Below are 2,402 nucleotides of genomic sequence, written 5' to 3' on the forward strand. Positions count from 1 at the left end.
GCGGGGGGCGTTCCACTCCGCCGCGTCCAGGTCCGTGGACGGGGAGAGGCGCGCCCGCACGAGGGGCGGGGGCGTGTGGTGGGGCGGGTGGGACTCGAACCCACGGCCGACGGATTATGAGTCCGCTGCTCTAACCGGCTGAGCTACCGCCCCATAACGGCGTGTCGCGTACATGTGTGCGCGCCGTCTGCCGCAGCATAGCCGCTCATACGATCTCCTGCTCCGGATGGTCGGCTGCGTGCGGTCTTCGTGACCATGGAGACTTCGCCGAGCCCCGCACGGTTCCCCCGGACATGAAAAAGGACCCCTACGGGGTCCTCGTTCAGGATGCTCCCCCGACTGGACTCGAACCAGTAACCTGCCGGTTAACAGCCGGCTGCTCTGCCAATTGAGCTACGGAGGACCGAGCTCCCCCGACTGGACTCGAACCAGTAACCTGCCGGTTAACAGCCGGCTGCTCTGCCAATTGAGCTACGGAGGAATGCCTCGTTGCATCGAACGTACCCGCCTGGGTATCCGCCAGGGGGCACTCGCTCGCTGCGACACATACATTAGCGCAAGCAGGGGGGTGCTCCGCCAATCGGTACTCCCCGGCGCTGTCGCCGCACCGGAGACCTACGCAGACCGCAACAACGGGAAGGGTGGCCGCCATGCGTTACCGGCTCACGTTCGTCGCCGGAGTCGTCCTGGGTTACGTGCTGGGCACGAAAGCCGGACGCGAGCGCTACGAGCAGATCAAGAGGTCCGCGCAGCAGTTCACGCGGAACCCCGCCGTGCGCAACACAGCGGAGAGCGCGGCGCAGCAGGGCCGCGAGTTCGCGGACAAGGCGTACCACGCGGTCAGCGACAAGGTCGGCGACCGCATGCCCGACTCGGTCGCCCAGCGGGTGCGCACCCTCCGCGAACGCGCCGCCCACGGCCCGGCGGAGGACGACTGGGGCACGAGCAACACGTGACGGGGCGGCTTTCCGGCACCGGGTGAGTCGCCCCGCTCCAGGGGCGCGGGGCCGTGTCGATGCGCGGCTCCGCCGCCTGGACGCGACGGGCCACGACGAAGGCGCACCCGCACAACCGCGCTCACCCCGACGGTGCCCACGCCCCACTCACCCTCCCCATACGGCAAAATCGCCGTATGGGGATAGTCGCCGGACTGGACAGCGCGCCAGACTTCACTCGCATCGTCGTCTGTGACACGGACACCGGATCCGTGCTCAAGCAGGGGTACGCCCAGCATCCGGTACAGAGCACCGACGGCGGCGGCCGTCCCTCCGACGTCGACCCGCAGGCCTGGCTGCTGTCCCTCGGCGAGGCCGCGGGCGGCGGCCTGCTGGAGGGCGTGCAGGCCATCGGCGTCTCCGCGCAGGCGAACGCGCTGGTGCCGCTGGACGCGCAGGGCAACACCGTGCGGCCGGCGATGACCGGCGGTGACAAGCGGGCGCAGGTCGCGGCGGCGGACCTCATCGACGCGTTCGGCGGGCGTGAGGCGTGGGCACAGGCCGTGGGCTGTGTGCCGGGGGCCGCGCAGCCGGTGACCAAGCTGCGCTGGATGGCCCGCAGCGAACCGGAGAGCGCGGCGCGCACCGCCGTACTGCTGCAGGCGCACGACTGGCTGGTGTGGCAGCTCCTCGGCCGGCCGGTGCGGCGCACCACCGACCGGGGCGGGGCTTCCGGCACCGGGTACTGGGCGGCGGCCACCGGCGGCTACCGGCCCGATCTGGTGGAGCTGGCGCTCGGGCACCAGGCGATGCTGCCCGAGGTGATCGGCCCGGCGGAGGCGGCCGGTACGACGCCGGAGGGGCTGCTGATCTCCGCCGGCACGGGCGAGACGATGGCGGCGGCGTTCGGGCTGGGGATCGGGCTGGGCGACGCGGTGGTGTCGCTGGGCGCGTCCGGGTCCGTGATGGCCGTGCACCCCGAGGCGCTCGTCGACCAGTACGGGATGATCACCTCCCTGGCGGACGCGACCGGCATGCACCTGCCCGTCGTCACCACCCTGAACGCCGTACGCGCCCTGCGCGGGACCGCCGAACTGCTCGGGGTGCCCGACCTGGAGACCCTGTCCGACCTGGCGATGAAGTCGACGCCGGGGTCGCACGGGCTGGTGCTGCTGCCGTACCTGGAGGGCGAGCGCACCCCGAACCTGCCGCACACCGCCGGGACGCTGGCCGGGCTGCGGCGCGAGTCGATGAAGCCGGAGCATCTGGCGCGGGCCGCGTTCGAGGGCATGCTGTGCGGGCTCGCGGACGCGCTGGACGTGCTGCGCGGCCGGGGCGTGGAGGTGCGGCGGGTCTTCCTGCTGGGTCCGGCCGCGGAGCTGCCGGCCGTGCAGTCGGCGGCGCCCGCCCTGTTCGGGGCGCAGGTGGTGGTGCCGCAGCCCGCGGACTACGCGGCGATCGGCGCGG

General features: G+C 72.3%; 2 protein-coding genes and 3 tRNA genes. 2 read left to right on the forward strand and 3 right to left on the reverse strand.

From position 1 onward, the window contains the following. Positions 1-76: 76 nt before the first annotated feature. The 3 genes from B7767_RS32920 to B7767_RS32930 all read right to left on the reverse strand — a co-directional run bounded on the left by B7767_RS32920 (position 77) and on the right by B7767_RS32930 (position 481). A tRNA-Ile gene (locus tag B7767_RS32920) sits at positions 77-153 on the reverse strand. Between the two features lie 177 nt (positions 154-330). Then, positions 331-403 (reverse strand) — tRNA-Asn (locus B7767_RS32925). Between the two features lie 5 nt (positions 404-408). Beyond that, positions 409-481, reverse strand: a tRNA-Asn gene (locus tag B7767_RS32930). Positions 482-650: 169 nt separating this feature from the next. Here B7767_RS32930 and B7767_RS32935 point away from each other — a divergent pair. Continuing rightward, complete coding sequence (locus B7767_RS32935) at positions 651-956, forward strand: YtxH domain-containing protein (protein WP_085575320.1); 306 nt, start codon at positions 651-653, stop codon at positions 954-956. A 176-nt stretch (positions 957-1,132) separates the two neighbouring features. After that, positions 1,133-2,402: FGGY family carbohydrate kinase (locus B7767_RS32940; RefSeq protein WP_085575321.1), on the forward strand; the 1,270-nt coding region annotated here is incomplete at its 3' end.

Source organism: Streptomyces sp. 13-12-16 (genome assembly GCF_002114215.1).
GTDB lineage: Bacteria > Actinomycetota > Actinomycetes > Streptomycetales > Streptomycetaceae > Streptomyces.